Source organism: Rheinheimera pleomorphica, from assembly GCF_011634895.1.
In the GTDB taxonomy this organism is placed as follows: Bacteria; Pseudomonadota; Gammaproteobacteria; order Enterobacterales; family Alteromonadaceae; genus Alishewanella; species Alishewanella pleomorphica.
Genome location: NZ_SIRR01000008.1, coordinates 52,241 through 68,404, shown reverse-complemented (window position 1 = coordinate 68,404; position 16,164 = coordinate 52,241). Strand labels below are relative to the sequence as shown.

The window sequence follows — 16,164 nt, the reverse complement described above, 5'->3', positions numbered from 1 at the left end:
TTGTGCGACACAATGTGACGCATGAAAGTTTTATAATGTTGGTTTGCAGTGATAGGAGTCTGTTAATGCATTACCAACTTGCGATATTACAACTAAGTGGCTTTAACCCGACAGGCGCTAAATGGTCGCAGCAAGATGCAATTGGCTACGTAGCTGATGGTGTTGCACCAACGTTGTTGCAGCAAAATGAGGTGGTCAATGTGCTGGATCTGCCATCGCCAGATGTGTTGCTGCTTGCCGCTGATGGCGTGTCTGCCAGCCCCTCTGCTGCGGCAGCAAGCTATACCGTTGTTAAGTATTTACTGAGTCACTGGCCGGGCACTGGCTTTTCCAGCAGACAGATTCGGCTGGCGCAGCAATATCTGGCCGATATGCTTGGCCAAAAAAGAAAGAGTTTTGGCGCGGCGACTACCATAGCGGCACTGCAGCTAAACGCTGAGCGCTTTATGACAATTAACGCCGGTGATAGCCGAATCTGGCGCTTGCGTAATGGGCAATTACAGCAATTAAGCGAGGATCATGACTGGCAAAACGATAGCGCTGAGCTTAGGCAACAAACTGGCCTGGCGCAGTGTTATCGGGCGCTTACCAGTTATCTGGCGGCTGATAGCGAAGCGGCTGATTTTACCGTGTCAGTAACTGATGGCGAGTTGCAAGTGGGTGATCAATTTGTATTAACCACAGATGGGGTGCATGACCTGGTTACACCAGAGGAGTTAGCTGAGATGTTCGCTATAGCTGATAGCGCTAACGCCTTGCTGCACCTGCAAAGCCTGCTGTTGCAGCGGGGCGCAACGGACAATGCCAGCTTGTTGTGGCTGCGGCCAATCGCTCTGGGCAAAAGTGCGCAAGGTAACCATTAATGTGTGGTTATTGTATTGAAGCGAATTTTGTCATTGGCAGGATGTGGCAGAGCGGTGTACTCACAGCCGAGGTATCTGGTGAAGAAGCCGATTGGATATTACTGCAAATGCTGTTGGAAGTAGCAGAACTCCACAGCTTAAAGCCATGTTGGCGTGAGAAGGCAGAAACGCTATGCCCTGAATTGTTGCAGCTGCGCCATCAAGAGGCGAAGCCCTGTGCTTCAACACTGGCGGACATTATTGCCGACAGTTATGCCGCAGCCAGCTATTTTAGCGAGGCGGATAAAACTGCCGCAGAGCTGGACATAGATACTCATCATAAACTGCAAGATGGCTTTTATAGTAATTTCAACCGCTTTTGGCTGGCGTTGCATGAACTAATGAAGCAACAACCTGAGCATAAAGTACTGGTAGATATCGCTGTATCTGTGCCTGCATTTGTGCCTGGCTTGCCTGGATACGAGCTGGCATTACAACGCAAGTTGTTGCGCCATTGTGTGAGTTACTACGGCATTGAATTTGTTGCGGCTTATCTGCAGCAGCTGCGACCGGAGCTGATAGTATATCTGGCTGATCGTGTGCTGTATCAGGCGGACGATTTACGCTATTTACTAAAGCTGATGCCGCACTGGCAAGGGAATGAGGTGCTGGCCAGCAAGCAGGATGTTATCGACCATTTGAGCGACAAACTGGCCACGATCGGTTAGCCTGGCCGCAGCTTACTGCAGGCCAATGTACAACAGCTGCCTATCAAGGTCGGTTGTTACTTCAAACCAGGCTCCGTGTTGGTTGAATTTATCTTTATAGTAAAAATCGATTAACTCGGCCGACCAAAAATACAGAGATAGCAACTGCATCGTATGGTCAAAATCTGCCAGCGAAATGCGGTAATGATCATTCCAGGCTTGTCTGCTGCTAAATCGGCCGAGGTAGCCTCTAACCTGATGTCGCAGCGCCTGATTTAAGGCGTCAATTTGCCGGATAACCTGCGCCGCGCGGCCAAGTATGGCATCAAGCTGGTCGCTGCTGTCAACGGTTAGAGACATATCAATCTGCTGCCCAAGTGCTACAACATTACCATTGTACCTATGGTACTCAGGTTCATACTCCAGCACTCCAAGCAGTGGGTGAAAAATGCGTTGCGGTAGCAAATAATGTAGCTCGCCAAGTTGTGGGTGCTCAATCACGCCGGGCAGGGGCAAGTTGCCGTTGTCTGTCTCAGGCTGCATTGGCGATATCAGTAGGTCGGCGATGTTTTTATCTAGTGGTGAAGAGGTGGGAGGCGCGTCTTTCATCCTGGTTCCTTGCGTTTGCAATTTACCTGATAAAAGTAACAGTATGCTGCGTCAGATTATGACGCAGTAAAGCAGTTTGGTAATACTGTAATTACAAGACCTGCCAATAACCGCCTTTGCGCGGGCCGATAAATTTCAGCTTGCCCTCGCGCTGCAGTTTGACGGCAGCGCGCTCTTATAGATGGTTATCCGTAGTGTGCGGCTCTGTGACAATTCGGACATAAGGCTATTGCATTTGCAACTGTGTCATCACCACCGTCCGCTAAAGGTGTCCGGTGATGAACCTCCAAATAAGGGCTTCCATCAGACTTACGATTAAATGGGGCTAAATTCAAACAATTCTCACAGCAACCATTTGCTCTGTAAAGAACTTCAGCAACAACGTCAGGGTTCCTGTCGTAAACAACAATAGAAACCGTTCTCTTGTTTGGAGTTGCAGCAGCTGCGTTTAAACGCTTTTGTCGCTCTTCGGAGGATACACCAGAAGATTTAATAATTTCTTCTCTGAATATTTTCTCATGATTTTCATAGGATATTTCAAACGGGGAAGCTCTATATTCATCCCCATCTATTACCAAGTATCTTTTCTCGATATAAGGTTCGAACCCATCGGCAACTGTGTTGCCTAGACTATCTTTCTTGGTCTTAGTTCTGAAAATAAGAAGTTCATAGCCTTGATATCTAATTTTATCTATATGCTTAAGTGAATGAGCATAACTTTTGGAAGACCATTTAGGGCTAAGAATTAAATCACGATCTTTGTTATTCGAATTTAAACTAAAGAGAACTTGCTTAGTTTGATCGTTGCAATACGAGTACTTTCCCTGCGTAGAGCCTAATGTAAGTCCCAAAACTCTGTTGACAAAACTAGTCCTGGATTCCATTTTCATTGTTTGACCCTCTAATATTTTGTTAGCTTCATTGCCGGTGGTATCTCTATCAGATGCCATACAAACAAATCGAATTTTTAGAAAAAACCAAATTGCATCAAAAAATTATCTTATGAGTTTGGAAATAGCAAGTACCGATATCAGATAAAACCATGATTTCATTTTAATTGCTATTGCTCAAATCCAAACCCAAACTCCACTGCCAAGATCAGCCTGGTTAGTGCATCGATGCAATCTTTGCGGGTCATAAAATAGTCTAAACCGACAAATTCGTCCTCCAGCTTAATTTGCAACTCGGTGATCTCGGCTGGAGTCAGTTGGCAGCGGGCAGCCAGGTAAAGAATATGCTGTAGCTCTAATCGATGCAGGTGCTGCCAAAGCCAGTTTTTACCATAGTACTTAACACAGTGATATTGCAGTAAACGCCTGAGTGTTAACTCTGAACCCCGCATCAGGGTAAAACTGACGTGATAGTTCAGTGCGATTTGGGCTAGCTTAGGGTGTTCAGGTTCTAATGTTTGTATCAGCAGCACAGCCAGTAACACATGATGAAAGCGCTGATAGAGCAGTTCTGCTAGTTCGAGGTTATATTGATGTTCCGCCTGCTTCTGTTGCTCACTCTTGGGGGTATCGTCTTCGTTTTCGTCATCAAGATGTAATCCGGGATAAACGGTGTCGGCGGCCCAGTTTAGTGCCTGATCCAGCTGCTGGATAAACTCTGCAGGAAATGCCGTGTTATCGGTATAGGGTAAATGTCCGTGTTGGAAAATATGACTTAATGCGTTATCAAGCCAAAGCCAGGGGCTGGATGTATTGTCTTTGTTTTTCTCAGTGTTAAGCTGATCCAGCATCGCTTGAATAAGATAATTCTTTACATGCTCAGTGCCACCTAATGACGGCTCACATGCCAGCCTGATTAACACCAGCTTTGCATCTAAGGGGTGTCCTTGCTGGTGCAGTGTATACAGTTGGTGCACATCAGCACTTTCGAGGCTGTAACTTTCGTTGAAATACCAATCTTTCTCTTCGACAGGCTCCAGGCGTCCGTTTTGCCATAAATATCTTACAGAGTTAAGTTCAGTACAGTAACCGCACATAAAGCATTCCAATGGGTTTGGGCTAGATATTGCCAGCATAATTATCGTGTGCGACACAATAGGTCGCATGCAGCGTTATGCTTTGCCTTATTATCTAAAGTGGGGCAAAAAATTATGCAGTGGTTAACGCTTAATGCGGGTGGAATAATTTGCACCGAAGCAATGCTAGAGCATGAGCGGTTTTTACTGACACCGGATATCAGCGGCAATAGTTGGATTTTGTACAGCGAAGCAAAATATCTGCTGCTAGAGCAGAGATTACTGCAACATATGGCAAAACAGCCTGATGTTGATCGCAACGACAGGTTGTCGAGGATATTACTTGGTAATGCAATAGAACTGATGCGAGACGGAAACTTATTACCTTTTGATAAGGCTGTAAGAAACCTGTTGGGTAATAAACCGATCCGGTTATCTGCGGACTAACAACAGACAATCCAGTGTGAAATGCCAGTAAAGGCAATAGAAGTAAGCCTCTCCATAGATTTACCCTGAATCCTGAAGTAGAGCTTATCTCGACAGAAAATTAATACCCGAAAAGGTGATGCCTTAACGCATTACTGGCACTGCTGCAACCAAATCCATTGCTCTGCGGCTATACCTAACTGGGCGGCAAACGCCACATAGTCATCACATATTGCTTTGGACGGCGTTTTACTGCGTGCCAGTAGCCAGGCGTAGTCGGTTGACGGCCCAAGCACCAGTGCCACCGTATAGTCGTCGGTTAATTTAGCAATATTGTAGCCACCATAAAACGGGCCGAAAAATGACACTTTCAGTGCGCCGCTGTTGCTGTCGTCAACAAAATAGGCCTTACCTTCGGCCTGTTGCCAAGCGTTATCCTCGCTATTATAACCGCGGTTAATCACCCTTACGCCGCCATCGTCGCGCATACTGTAGTTAGCGGTTACTTCGGTCAGGCCGCGTTCAAAACGGTGATCGAGCCTGGCAATTTCATACCACTGCCCTAAATAGCGGTTTAATTCAAATGGGGTTACCGGCGTAACGCCCTGTGGGGTGCCGGTGCAGCCTGTGAGCACGGCTGCCAGGATGCAGATAAAAAAATACTTCATTGCATATTTACTCCAGTTTGGTCAGTACCAGTACGCAGCACGGAAACATTTGTATCAGTAAGGCAAATAAAATCAGTCAGGTTATAGCACCAACGGTTATTGTGGCTGCGCACCGTAGTTTGAGTATAAGGGTTTAGCGCAAAATCACTCTGTTGCAGCTGAGCTTGTGTTTTTACATCGTGCAGTAGCAAGGGCTGTAATAAATACAGGCTAAGGTCTAACTGGCTGCGATCTATCAGTTGACGGTCTGGCACGGCAGAGAGGATATCTACCAGTATGGCACCGTAAAAGTTGCGATAACTTTGCTTTAGCCTGGTTGTTAAGGTTGCGGGCTGATAGTCGGTTGTATCCAGCTGTTGTTGGCGGGCACTGGCATAGTGATACCACTGTGTTTTACTGCTTATCTGCTGTAATTGTGCAATCTGACTGTGCTGGTACAGCTGGTTTAATGTCAGATTAGGTTTGTACAACAAGCGGTACATTAAATGGGGAACTGAGTTTTCAAGCTGTTGCAGATCAGCAATTTGTGCCAGCTGCCAACTGACGAATAGCTCATGTTGGACTGTGCTGACCAGTGTCAGCTCGTCAATACTAAGTGGCGCCAGACTGCTGGCCAGTAAAGTTAGCCTGGCGTTGCTACTGGCTCTGAGTGCTATCGCCAGCGGCAGATATAAGTCATTAAACTGCACCATAATAGCAGACGTTGTTAGCGAGCTGGCAGGGAGCGATAGAAAGCGTCGTTGTTGCTGTATCCACTGTGCTAATTTGGCTTCGGCGCTGGTGAAATCCTGCTGCAGAATAAGATGATATAAATACAAGGCATAAAGCTGCTGTAGCGGCAGCACATCAAGCCAGTTAACCTGCATGACGTGCTCATTAACCGGTGAAATTTCATCAAGCTGTTGTAACGCCTCGTATTGCTTTAGCAAGGGCGCAAAGCCTGCCAGAAAGTGTTGCAGCTGCTGCGGTTGGCCGGCCAGTGTCTGCTGGCATGTATCAGTTGCTAACTCGCAGAAAAACGGATGCTGGTATAGCTCATTAAGGCCACTTAGTTGCGGCAGCTTCAGCCTGTCAAAATTGTCTGCTGCCGGTTGTTGCTCAAGGTACTGTTGTAATACCTGGTCCGGCTGCGGCTGCTGCACAGACAGCGCCATAACGCCAATGTAATAGTTGTCTGGCGTTGGCTCGTCAATTGTCTGCTGTACAAGCACTGCGGCCTCTGGCTGTAACTCGTCATCAAGCAATAAATGGTATGCCAGAGGTAGCCAAATCAGTAGCACTATCAGTAATAAGTAGCGTGCTTTCATGCGTTCTTTGCCGTTAAATAGCGGCTAGTGTATGGCGAGTTTGTCTATCAGGCAATTAGCAATTATTTAACAGCCAGGCTGGTAGCAGCCTGGCTAAATCAAACCGATAGCTTTTTACAGCGGTGTTACTCGTCGTCCTCCACCATGGTCATCAGCGAGGTATTACCGCCTGATGCGGTGGTATCTATACTGATGGTTTTCTCGGTCACCAGGCGTTTAATCAGCGTATCGTAATACTCGGCGCTGATCACCGGCAGGATAGCGCCATCGCGCTGTGCCAATTGCTGGCTGAAATAACCCAGCCGTGACGAGCGCGCCGCCACTACTGCACCGGCCAGATGCGGGTGGGCCAAAATAGCTTGCAGCTGATCCGGTTTGGCTACCTGAAATACGCCGGCGGCCACGCCGGTGGCAATAAACTTGTCTTTAAACGCCATGGCCTCTTCATAGAACAACTCTGACGCTACGGTAATAACGGTGTTACCGGCCGCCAGTGCGGTGATAATGGATATGGCCCAGAAGTTAAACGAGGTGCTTTTATCGGCATAGCACACCACGCAGCCACGCGGCTCAATATGCAACGTATTCGACTCACCGGTCGGGCCGGGCAGGGTAGTGCACTTGCGCATATATTTTTCCAGTCGGTTTAGCTGAGCGCGGGCGTCGGCCAGCGTCAGTGCTAAATCGTCGGCCAGCTCGTCAATAATATCGACCGTGGCAATTTTTGCCAGCAATTGCCGTACGGCCGATACCCGGTCATTCAGCGGCGTAGCGCGCCAGATTTTTTCATCCCTAAGCGAGTTAGCCATCAGCTGCTCTACCTGGGCATCCGCATCAGGGTTATGGTGCAGGCTCAGCTGATCCGGGCTTAAATTGGTCATTTGCACATTGTCCGGCGAGGCTTTCTCTTTTACCAGCCGCAGTAAGTAATTCGGCCCGCCGGCTTTAGGCCCGGTGCCGGATAAGCCGCGGCCGCCAAATGGCTGGGCACCGACAATGGCACCTATCATATTGCGATTTATATACACATTACCGGCGCGCGACATTTTTGCCAGGTAATTGCAGCGGTCTTCAATGCGCGAATGTATACCCATGGTCAGGCCGTAACCGGTCGCATTGATCTGGTCGATAACCTGATCCAGCTCGCTGGCTTTATAGCGGATAATATGCACGCAAGGGCCAAACACTTCGCGTTTTAACAGCGATAAATCACTGATTTCGTACAAGCGCGGGGCAAAGAAATAGGCGCCGTTTTCGGCGTTATCCGGAATATCGCACTGGTAATGCAAGGTGGCTTTATCTTTTAGATAGTCCACATGCTGTTGCAGGTTTTTCAGTGCTTTATCATCTATTACCGGGCCAATATCGGTGCTAAGCCAGGCCGGGTCGCCCACATGCAGCTCTTTAAGTGCGCCCTTTAGCATATCGATAATGCCATCGGCGACATCCTGCTGAATAAACAACACCCGAAGCGCCGAACAGCGCTGGCCGGCACTTTGAAAGCCTGAGCTTATCACATCGTCTACCACTTGCTCCGGCAGGGCAGTGGAGTCGACTATCATGCAGTTTTGGCCGCCGGTTTCGGCAATCAGCGGTACCTGAATATCGTTACGTTGTGCCAGGGTGCGCGAAATAAGGCTGCCGGTTTCGGTGGAGCCGGTAAACATCACTGCCTGAATGCGGCTGTCCGGCACTATGGTTTTACCCACGTCGCTACCGCGGGCAATTACGGCTTGCACCACATGCTCGGGTAAGCCGACTGCCTGCATCAGCTCAATGGCGCGCAGCGCAATCAGGCTGGTTTGCTCGGCCGGTTTGGCAATAACGGTATTACCGGTGACGATGGCCGCTGCCACCTGGCCTAAAAATATTGCCAGCGGGAAATTCCACGGGCTGATGCACAAAATAACGCCGCGCGGTTCAAAGCGCTCATCTTTGGCCAGCTCTTCAGCTCTGGCGGCATAATAACGGCAAAAATCGACCGCTTCGCGTACTTCATCAATGCCATCTTGTGCGACTTTGCCGGCTTCTTTAATACAAATGGCGACTAACTCATCATGGTGACGCTCGATAATATCGCCGATACGGCGCAGTAAGTTGGCGCGCTCGGTTACCGGTACTTGCGACCAGCTGGCAAAGGCGTTATCGGCATTTTCCAGCAGTTGCTGCATCTGCTCGCTGTTGTGCAGCCGCACATGGCCGATGATCTCGGTATGATTGGCCGGGTTTTTAACCGCGATGGCGCCCTCCGGGATCTGGTCTGGCTGCAGCAAATGGCTGCTAAACCAGTTATCCAGGTTGGCTTTAAAGGCGGTCAGGCTGTCAACATCGGTTAAATCCAGGCCTTTGGAATTGGCCCGCTCGCTGCCGTATAAATCGACAGGCAGTTTTATTTGCGTGTTGTATTTATTGCGCAGGCTTTGCAGGGTTTCTACCGGGTCGGGCAATAAGGCTTCAACCGGCTGGCTGGTATCGACAATGGCATTAACAAAAGACGAGTTAGCGCCGTTTTCCAGCAAGCGCCTAACTAAATAGGCCAGCAGGTTTTCATGCTCGCCAACCGGGGCATAAACGCGGCACTGAATTTTCTCGCTGCTGACAATCTGGTCGAATAACGACTCGCCCATGCCGTGTAAGCGCTGAAACTCAAAGCCGCTGTTATTGCCTTTGGCCACTTCTAAAATAGTGGCGGCGGTGTAGGCATTGTGGGTGGCAAACTGCGGGTACAGTACATCGCGCGCCTCTAAAAGCTTAATAGCGCAGGCTTTGTACGATACGTCAGTCGAGGCCTTACGGGTAAACACCGGGTAGTGATCGAGGCCTTTTTGCTGGGTAGTTTTAATTTCAGTATCCCAATAGGCACCTTTTACCAGCCGCACCATCAGTTTGCGGTTTACTTTGCGGGCGAGTTCGGTCAGCCACTCAATAACGAAGATAGCGCGCTTTTGATAGGCCTGTACCGCCAGGCCAAAGCCGGCCCAATCACCGAGCTCGTCGTCGGATAAAATCGCTTCGATAATATCCAGTGAAATATCTAAGCGGTCGGCTTCTTCGGCATCGACGGTAAAGCCGATATCGTAACTTTTCGCCACCAGCACCAGCGCTTTTAGTTTTGGCAGCAGCTCGCTCATCACCCGCTCGCGGTGGCTAAATTCATAGCGCGGATGAATAGCCGATAACTTAACTGAAATGCCGGGGCTTTTTATCGGCCCCTTGCCGTTAGCGGCTTTACCAATGGCATGAATAGCGGTTAAGTAGCTTTGGTAGTAACGCTCGGCATCGGCCATAGTGCGGGCACCTTCGCCCAGCATATCGTAAGAGTAGACATAGCCTTTTTTCTCGGTATCAAAGGCACGCTCTATCGCATCGTCAATGTTGGTGCCCATAACAAACTGTTTGCCCATAATTTTCATGGCAAAGTTAACCGATTTGCGGATCACCGGCTCGCCTAAACGGCCCAGGGTTTTCTTCAGAATGCCAAACTGTTGTGCCTTGGTTTTATCGTTATAGTTCACCATTTTACCGGTAACCAACAAGCCCCAGGACGAGGCATTAACAAACAGCGAGTCGCTGCTGCCCAGATGCGAGCTCCAGTCACCTTTGGCTAACTTGTCGCGAATAAGCGCTTCCTGGGTGCTTTTATCCGGCACGCGAAGCAAAGCTTCGGCCAGGCACATCAGCACCACGCCTTCTTCACTGGATAACGAAAACTCATTTAACAGGGCATCAATACCCCCCTGGCCATCCTGATCTTTACGAATGGTATGCACAATTTGCCGCGCCCGCTCCCAGGCACGGCTGCGCGCTTTAACGCCCACTTCAGCCAGTGGCAGTAAGTGGTCAATAGCGGCATTTTCGTCGATACGGTAGTAGTGACGGATCTTTTGTCTGAGCGGACAGCGGGTGGTTAAATCAGCATCAAATAACATAATTCAGCCTATAACAGAGGCGCTGTGTTTTAATAACCTAAGCGCCGGGTTAGCAATAATCTTCACTTCGCATACTAAAGAAAACTGCACAAAATAGGCTGGTTTATTTTGCAGGCAAAACCCTAGTTTAAATGGCTTATTTTGATTTTTTTAGCATAAAATTCTGCTTTTGATATTAAGCTGCAGTTTCAATTACTGGTTTTACCACTTGTTGCCGAATTTTTTTGTAATTAACCCTTCGGCTGCAGTACCAGAGTATCTTGCGCTGCTGCATAAAAAGCGTATATCAGCTATTGCTGTACGGTAACGGCCTGCAGCAAAGCGATAATCTCGCGGTTACTGTTTAGCTTAGCTAAATCAAGCAGGTAGCTTTTTTCTAACGGTTGCATGCTATGGTTGGCAAGCAGTTGCTTTACCAATGCCACTTCATTGTTGGCGATAGCCGTTTTCAGCGCTTCATAGTGCATAAAACTGCGGGATGCTTGCTTAGTTTGCTCAGATGTCATGCGTTGCCTCCATAGGGTTTATCAGTGCCACAAATTGCCAATCGTTGTCGATATTGGCGCTCTTGTTCGTGCCGTTAAGCACTCCTGATACCGTATTGGCAGCAAAAGCTGTTCCAAACCGGCAACAGCGCGCCGGCAGGGCCGCTTAACCTCTTTAACTTTAGTGTTACTGTGTAAGGTGTACACAGTAGGGTGTAAAAGTGTAAAAATTGCCACAGTTGAAATAGTCGCCAGCAACATGCAGAGTTACTGGCAAACAACAGACAGAGCGTCTGAAACGACGTACGCAACCGGAGGGGCTTTTGGCCACTAAGCTGTATTTACTACCGGGCACAATGTGCAACGAAAATCAGCACTTCGGGGGCAGGCCATATGCTGCCACTGGAAAAGCCGCGCGAGTTAGCGGCATACCTGAATGATTGGGCGCTGTTGTAAAAACGACACCAAGCATGGTGTGCCCGGGCTGATTAACCGGCATTGGCCAAACAACCAGAAATCTGTAGCCTAGGCCCTTTGGTCAATAGGATAAACCGGCGATAGCCACTAGTGTTGTCACTGACATTTGTCAAACAGCACGAGGTATAACAACATGGCTACCCGCGTATATGATTTACCCACCAGGATTTTGCACTGGCTTTTTGCCGGCAGTTTTATTACCGCTTTTACCATTGCCAACACAGTTGATGATGATGCTGTGGCATTTTCATTTCATATGCTTGCAGGTTTAATGCTGTGTTTTAGCGTGTTGCTGCGCTTGCTTTGGGGCATAATTGGCTCTAAACATGCCCGCTTTAGCGACTTTTCATTGCAACCTGCTGCGCTTAAAGTCTATTTAAGCGGTGTGTTTTCGGCACAATCAAGGCTTTGGCATGGCCACAACCCGGCGTCAAGCTGGGCAGCTGTAACGATGTTTATTCTGGCAATAGGCCTTGGCCTGACCGGCTATTTGATGGTTAGCGCAGGTCGCGATAGTGTAAAAGATCTGCATGAGCTGTTTGCCAATGCGTTTATTATCGTGGTGCTGCTGCACCTGGCTGGCATAGTGCTGCATCAGTTAAAACATAAAGACGGATTAGGCAAAAGTATGATAACAGGTGAAAAGCCGCTGCCTGAGGCAACGGCACCGGTTAAAGTGCATAAGCTGGCCGGCATTAGTGTACTTGTCTTAACGCTTGGTTTTGCGTCTTACCTGCTAACGAATTTTGACAGCCAAAGCCGCACCTTAAACTTGTTTGGCAGCGCGTTGCATTTGGCCGAAGCTGATGAGCACAAAGGAAGCCAACATGATGACGATTAACGATAGTTTATTCAGGGCTACCCCCGACACTAAGGGAAACTGATGCAACGTAAAGAACGCCTGGTACTACTTATTACTCTTACGCTGATCAGTGTAGTGATTTTACTGGATCTGGTAACGGACTTTAGGGAGGGGGTGTTGCTGTGGCACACCGCAGTTGAAGCGGTAGCGGGTTTGGCTGCGCTGGGCGGCATTTTTTATCTGCTGCGCGATAGCTTTAAACTGAAAAAAGCATTGAAAAGCGAGCGTCGGCTCTCCGCCAAGTTACAGCAAGAGGCCGAATTATGGCGCGAGCAGTCAAGGGCGTATTTAAAGGGCTTGTCGGGTATGATCGACTCTCAGCTAAGTGTCTGGCAACTGACGCCAGCTGAGCGGGAAGTGGCTTTTCTACTGCTTAAAGGAATGAGTTTAAAAGAGATTGCTTACATTCGTGGCACCACAGAAAAAACCGCCAAGGTGCACTCTACGGCGGTTTATGCCAAAGCCGGGCTTAGTAACCGTGCCGAGTTAGCGGCGTTTTTCTTAGAAGACTTACTGCCACCACCGAATGATGTTGCTCTGTAGAAACCCCAATTGTGTCTTATCCTGAGGCCGTCTCTTTATTGTTGTGCAGCTGAACATACTTATTAACCCATGGCGAATTTAAACTAATGTCTGTACACGCACTTTTTGTTAACTACTGCTACTTTTAAACCAGGATTGCTAAGTACTTCTGCTCGGTAAGTTCCTATACGATTTCCACCGGTATTTTCAGCCATGATAATACGGCTGACGTTTTGCGTAGTCGGATGCAAGGCCTGTACGCTGGCAACCCCTGTTATACCGGGGTTGCTGAGTAAAAGACGTATAAATTAACAGGATGTGTGATGAAACTACTTAATGTGTTGCAGCAGTTTAAAATGACAAATGTACTGATCAGCATAGTGACGATTCTGGTGCTACTTATTACAGGCGTGCTGGCCTATTCATCGCTTAATGCTCTGCAAAAGATGTCTAAAACCGCAGAGTTACGTGAACTTGGCCAATTGTATAACGCAGTATTGTCAGAAATTGCTTCAGAAGGGCGTTTGGCTACTGCGTTATCAGAGAGTTTTGCTAAGTCCCCGATGATACAGGCCCGTTTTGCTGAGCAAGACCGGGCCGGTTTGCAAGAGCTGTCCTTGCCATTTTTTAACAGTGCTAAACAAAGCTTTGGTGTAAAGCAAGGCCAGTTTCATCTCCCTCCGGCAACCTCATTTTTGCGGCTCAATGACACATCAAAATATGGTGATGATTTAAGTGGTTTCAGGCAAACCGTACTGGATGTAAATAATAATAAAAACTACGTTTCAGGCATTGAGAAAGGTGTGTCAGGCTTTGCTATTCGTGGTTTAGCGCCTATCGCTTTTGAAGGGCGACATCTTGGTAGCATTGAATTTGGCATGTCGCTGGATGAAGCATTTTTAAACATCATAAAAGACAAATACGGTATCGATGTCACCGTGCATGCGTACGATGGCAATAGTTTTAAATTATTGGCTACCACTAATTCAGCCCTTGCTGTGTTAGATAGCGCCCAGTTGAGACAGGCTCTTAGCGAAACCGTGACTACTGTTACCCAATCGAAGGGCGATAATTTTGCCCTCTACGCCGGAAAGCTCACCGACTACAACAATAGCACTATCGGTGTGATTGAACTGGCGATGGATCGCTCAGCTTATGTGCAAAGCATTAGTGCAACGAAAACCTTTATTTCTGCTATCGGCCTGGTGTTAGTGTTAGCCGGCATTGGCCTGGCCTTTGTATTGGCGAAGCTTATTACTACGCCGCTATGCAGCGCTGTGCATGCAATGCGTGAGATTGCTCAGGGCGATGGTGATTTAACGCAGCGCCTGACAGTAGAGGGCAATAACGAATTTACCCAGTTGGCACTGGCATTTAATGAGTTTGCCGAAAAAGTACGACAGTCGATTAGTCAGGTGAGGGATTCAAGCACAGAACTTAGCCATGCCACTAAAGATGTAACGGCAATGATGAATACCATTACCGAACATACCGCTAAGCAGCGCGATGAAATTACGTCCGTTGCAACGGCTATAACCGAGATGACTACCACTATTCACGATGTGTCGAAAAACAGTAACAGCGCAGCCCGCGCAGCAGACAAAGTAGAGGCTGAAGCGACCGAGAGCAAAAAGTTACTGACAAATACCACCACTGCCATTGAGCAACTTGATGTTTCTATCATTCAGGCCAGCGAGGTGATCTCAAAAGTTAATGATGAAAGCGGCAACATCGGTAAAGTTATCGATGTGATAAAAAGTATTGCAGAGCAAACCAATTTACTGGCATTGAATGCGGCAATTGAAGCGGCGCGGGCAGGTGATCAGGGGCGTGGCTTCGCCGTGGTTGCCGATGAGGTACGAACCCTGGCTAGCCGCACTCAAGCCTCTACAGAAGAAATTAACGCTATGATTGCCAGCCTGCAAAAGCGCGTCAGCGAAGCGGTTAGCATCGTCAGCGACAGCCGTGAGAAAGCCAAACTGGGTGTTGATTTAACCCGCACCACCTCCGCCTCTATCGATTCGGTAAAAACCTCTGCCAGTGAAATAAAGGATATGAATTATCAGATTGCCACCGCGGTGGAAGAGCAGTCTTATGTCTCAGAAGAGATAAATAAAAATACCACCACGGTTGATGAGTTAGCGACATCATCGATGGAAAACGTGTCCGGCGCCATGCAGGCAACGCAGACCGTACATAAGATGACGACCCGCTTAGACAGTATTGTTGGCCGGTTTAAAATTTAGCGTGTTATCGTTAAGGGCTGTGTGCAGAGCGAACGCAATCTGAAGTTTGCTTTGCATTAATAGGTGGGCAGTAAAGCGCTTAGGTATAAACTGCACTAAGCGCCTTTACTTATCGCAAAGCTTAAAGCTGGTTTACATTCACGACTATACGGCCACGCACCTGACCATCGAGTAAGCGCTGTGCGGTGTCACACACCTGCGCTAAGCCTATCTCATTGGCCACGTTGTCCAGTGTGCTGCTATCTAACACTTCAGCTAATTTGTCCCAGGCTTCTATGCGATCGTTAAGCGGGCGCATTACGCTGTCGATACCGGCTAAGGTTACACCGCGCAGAATAAAAGGCGCGACAGTGCCAGGTAAGTCCATACCCTGGGCCAGGCCACAGGCTGCCACCACACCGCCGTATTTAGTGCTGGCACAGGCATTCACCAAAGTATGGCTGCCGACAGAGTCGACCACGCCCGCCCAGCGCTCTTTCGCCAGCGGCTTGCCGGGTTCAGACAGTGTATGCCGGTCAATAATATCGCTGGCGCCAAGTGCCTTTAAATAGTCTGCTTCGTCAACCCGGCCAGTGGCAGCAACAACGGTATAGCCCAGCTTAGATAGTATCGCGATAGCAAAGCTACCCACACCGCCATTGGCGCCTGTCACTAAAATTTCGCCTGAGTCTGGCACTACACCATGCTTTTGCAGCGCCATCACACATAGCATAGCGGTGTAGCCTGCGGTGCCAATTGCCATCGCTTGTTTAGCCGATAACCCCTTGGGCAGTGCTATTAGCCAGTCGCTATTCAGCTGGGCTTTTTGCGCCAGACCGCCGCAGTGCGCTTCGCCGACACCAAAGCCGTTAAGCAGCACTTCGTCACCAGGCTTAAATTTGCCTGAAGCGCAGCTGATTACCGTGCCGGCTAAATCAATACCCGGGATCATAGGAAATTTGCGCACTACCGGTGCTTTACCGCTAATGGCCAGCGCATCTTTATAATTCAGGGTGCTGTAAGCCACACTGACCAGTGTGTCGCCGTCCATCAGTACTGCATCGTCTAAATCCCGCACTGTGGCGCGATAACCTTGCTCGTCTTTTTCAATTAATAACCCTTTGAACATATCGCCTCCT

14 protein-coding genes are annotated in these 16,164 nt (G+C 48.6%); 6 read left to right on the top strand and 8 right to left on the bottom strand.

What is annotated here, in order from left to right:
- Positions 1 to 65 precede the first annotated feature (65 nt).
- Together EYB30_RS09365 and EYB30_RS09360 are read left to right on the top strand one after the other, a co-directional pair.
- Positions 66 to 863 carry a PP2C family protein-serine/threonine phosphatase gene (locus EYB30_RS09365; RefSeq protein ID WP_166838666.1) on the top strand — a complete coding sequence of 266 codons (798 nt, stop codon included), beginning with the start codon at positions 66 to 68 and terminating at the stop codon, positions 861 to 863.
- Complete coding sequence (locus EYB30_RS09360) at positions 863 to 1,570, top strand: hypothetical protein (RefSeq protein ID WP_166838665.1); 708 nt, start codon at positions 863 to 865, stop codon at positions 1,568 to 1,570. The genes EYB30_RS09365 and EYB30_RS09360 overlap by 1 nt, the downstream gene beginning before the upstream one ends.
- A gap of 12 nt (positions 1,571 to 1,582) precedes the next feature.
- Here the strand turns inward: EYB30_RS09360 and EYB30_RS09355 are convergent, their stop codons facing one another.
- The 3 genes from EYB30_RS09355 to EYB30_RS09345 form a co-directional block, all read right to left on the bottom strand.
- The gene (locus EYB30_RS09355; RefSeq protein ID WP_166838664.1) at positions 1,583 to 2,158 is read right to left on the bottom strand and encodes a hypothetical protein; all 576 of its coding nucleotides are present in this window, start codon (positions 2,156 to 2,158) and stop codon (positions 1,583 to 1,585) included.
- Between the two features lie 185 nt (positions 2,159 to 2,343).
- Positions 2,344 to 3,048: an HNH endonuclease gene (locus EYB30_RS09350; RefSeq protein WP_206674610.1), complete on the bottom strand. Its 705-nt coding sequence runs from the start codon at positions 3,046 to 3,048 to the stop codon at positions 2,344 to 2,346.
- A gap of 170 nt (positions 3,049 to 3,218) precedes the next feature.
- Positions 3,219 to 4,025, bottom strand: a complete 807-nt coding sequence (locus EYB30_RS09345) for a hypothetical protein (RefSeq protein WP_166838663.1) — start codon at positions 4,023 to 4,025, stop codon at positions 3,219 to 3,221.
- 234 nt (positions 4,026 to 4,259) lie between these two features.
- On the opposite strand from EYB30_RS09345, the gene EYB30_RS09340 reads away from it, so the two are divergent.
- On the top strand, positions 4,260 to 4,571 hold the full coding sequence (locus EYB30_RS09340) for a hypothetical protein (protein ID WP_166838662.1): 312 nt from the start codon (positions 4,260 to 4,262) through the stop codon (positions 4,569 to 4,571).
- A 131-nt stretch (positions 4,572 to 4,702) separates the two neighbouring features.
- On the opposite strand, the gene EYB30_RS09335 is transcribed toward EYB30_RS09340, so the two are convergent.
- From EYB30_RS09335 to EYB30_RS09320, 4 genes are all read right to left on the bottom strand, one after another.
- Entirely contained in the window at positions 4,703 to 5,218 is a 516-nt protein-coding gene (locus EYB30_RS09335; RefSeq protein ID WP_166838661.1) for a lipocalin family protein, read from the bottom strand.
- A complete protein-coding gene (locus EYB30_RS09330; RefSeq protein ID WP_166838660.1) occupies positions 5,215 to 6,525 on the bottom strand; it encodes a hypothetical protein in 1,311 nt (436 codons plus the stop codon). The genes EYB30_RS09335 and EYB30_RS09330 overlap by 4 nt, the downstream gene beginning before the upstream one ends.
- A 125-nt stretch (positions 6,526 to 6,650) precedes the next feature.
- Positions 6,651 to 10,454: a bifunctional proline dehydrogenase/L-glutamate gamma-semialdehyde dehydrogenase PutA gene (gene putA, locus EYB30_RS09325; protein ID WP_166838659.1), complete on the bottom strand. Its 3,804-nt coding sequence runs from the start codon at positions 10,452 to 10,454 to the stop codon at positions 6,651 to 6,653.
- 290 nt (positions 10,455 to 10,744) lie between these two features.
- Positions 10,745 to 10,960 (bottom strand): hypothetical protein, encoded by a 216-nt coding sequence (locus EYB30_RS09320; protein WP_166838658.1) that lies wholly within the window; start codon positions 10,958 to 10,960, stop codon positions 10,745 to 10,747.
- 589 nt (positions 10,961 to 11,549) lie between these two features.
- On the opposite strand from EYB30_RS09320, the gene EYB30_RS09315 reads away from it, so the two are divergent.
- The 3 genes from EYB30_RS09315 to EYB30_RS09305 all read left to right on the top strand — a co-directional run bounded on the left by EYB30_RS09315 (position 11,550) and on the right by EYB30_RS09305 (position 15,046).
- Positions 11,550 to 12,257 (top strand): cytochrome b/b6 domain-containing protein, encoded by a 708-nt coding sequence (locus tag EYB30_RS09315; RefSeq protein ID WP_166838657.1) that lies wholly within the window; start codon positions 11,550 to 11,552, stop codon positions 12,255 to 12,257.
- Positions 12,258 to 12,299: 42 nt separating this feature from the next.
- Positions 12,300 to 12,821, top strand: coding sequence for a helix-turn-helix transcriptional regulator (locus EYB30_RS09310; RefSeq protein ID WP_166838656.1), 522 nt, complete (start codon positions 12,300 to 12,302; stop codon positions 12,819 to 12,821).
- Positions 12,822 to 13,123: 302 nt separating this feature from the next.
- On the top strand, positions 13,124 to 15,046 hold the full coding sequence (locus tag EYB30_RS09305; protein WP_166838655.1) for a methyl-accepting chemotaxis protein: 1,923 nt from the start codon (positions 13,124 to 13,126) through the stop codon (positions 15,044 to 15,046).
- Between the two features lie 121 nt (positions 15,047 to 15,167).
- Here the strand turns inward: EYB30_RS09305 and acuI are convergent, their stop codons facing one another.
- Positions 15,168 to 16,154, bottom strand: a complete 987-nt coding sequence (acuI, locus tag EYB30_RS09300; RefSeq protein WP_166838654.1) for an acrylyl-CoA reductase (NADPH) — start codon at positions 16,152 to 16,154, stop codon at positions 15,168 to 15,170.
- Positions 16,155 to 16,164 lie beyond the last annotated feature (10 nt).

Coding starts and splice junctions, on each gene's coding strand:
- EYB30_RS09365 (WP_166838666.1), top strand. CDS start 66: ATGCATTACCAACTTGCGATATTACAACTAAGTGGCTTTAACCCGACA.
- EYB30_RS09360 (WP_166838665.1), top strand. CDS start 863: ATGTGTGGTTATTGTATTGAAGCGAATTTTGTCATTGGCAGGATGTGG.
- EYB30_RS09355 (WP_166838664.1), bottom strand. CDS start 2,158: ATGAAAGACGCGCCTCCCACCTCTTCACCACTAGATAAAAACATCGCC.
- EYB30_RS09350 (WP_206674610.1), bottom strand. CDS start 3,048: ATGAAAATGGAATCCAGGACTAGTTTTGTCAACAGAGTTTTGGGACTT.
- EYB30_RS09340 (WP_166838662.1), top strand. CDS start 4,260: ATGCAGTGGTTAACGCTTAATGCGGGTGGAATAATTTGCACCGAAGCA.
- EYB30_RS09335 (WP_166838661.1), bottom strand. CDS start 5,218: ATGAAGTATTTTTTTATCTGCATCCTGGCAGCCGTGCTCACAGGCTGC.
- EYB30_RS09330 (WP_166838660.1), bottom strand. CDS start 6,525: ATGAAAGCACGCTACTTATTACTGATAGTGCTACTGATTTGGCTACCT.
- putA (WP_166838659.1), bottom strand. CDS start 10,454: ATGTTATTTGATGCTGATTTAACCACCCGCTGTCCGCTCAGACAAAAG.
- EYB30_RS09320 (WP_166838658.1), bottom strand. CDS start 10,960: ATGACATCTGAGCAAACTAAGCAAGCATCCCGCAGTTTTATGCACTAT.
- EYB30_RS09315 (WP_166838657.1), top strand. CDS start 11,550: ATGGCTACCCGCGTATATGATTTACCCACCAGGATTTTGCACTGGCTT.
- EYB30_RS09310 (WP_166838656.1), top strand. CDS start 12,300: ATGCAACGTAAAGAACGCCTGGTACTACTTATTACTCTTACGCTGATC.
- EYB30_RS09305 (WP_166838655.1), top strand. CDS start 13,124: ATGAAACTACTTAATGTGTTGCAGCAGTTTAAAATGACAAATGTACTG.
- acuI (WP_166838654.1), bottom strand. CDS start 16,154: ATGTTCAAAGGGTTATTAATTGAAAAAGACGAGCAAGGTTATCGCGCC.